The sequence below is a fragment of the Wolbachia endosymbiont of Tuta absoluta genome, from assembly GCF_059414725.1.
The window spans coordinates 1-438 of the sequence record NZ_JBNRJY010000446.1 but is presented as its reverse complement, the minus strand read 5'-3'; the positions used below and the strand labels follow the sequence as shown (position 1 = coordinate 438).

The 438-nt window shown below is 38.8% G+C and carries 1 pseudogene; it reads left to right on the top strand.

What is annotated here, in order from left to right:
* Nucleotides 1-140 precede the first annotated feature (140 nt).
* Nucleotides 141-242 (top strand): annotated as a pseudogene (locus ACJ5GX_RS04900) (30S ribosomal protein S2); the annotation flags it as partial.
* Between the last annotated feature and the right edge of the window lie 196 nt (nucleotides 243-438).

Here is a 438-nt window from a genome sequence, read left to right as displayed (position 1 = left end):
TTTTAGGGTACGAGGGTCAGAGCGGACAGTTTTTAGGATGCCTGTATTTTCATCATAGTGCCGCGTTTGTACGTATTGTATGCGATTTGTAAGGTAGGATTTGAACCAGCCATATGCCAAACCACGGATTCCGGATCGATCGATGGCTTGGTGGTATGCTTACTAATTGGAACACTGTTTCTTCTTCGATAAAAACTTTGATACAATATGAGAAAATATTAAATGATGAAGATAGTATCTTATACTTAGACCTTCAAATGAAGTCCTAACTTTAGCGAGTCTGTGCTTAGGTTGATCGATCGTGAGCGACCGTGGACTGGAGTACGGCTAATTCTTCTGAGTGGTTACGTGACCAACTTAACATTGCAGTCATTGGAATACTCAATATAGAAAGCCTAAGAAGAGACGAAAAAAAGAAAATTATATGAGAAGATTTTA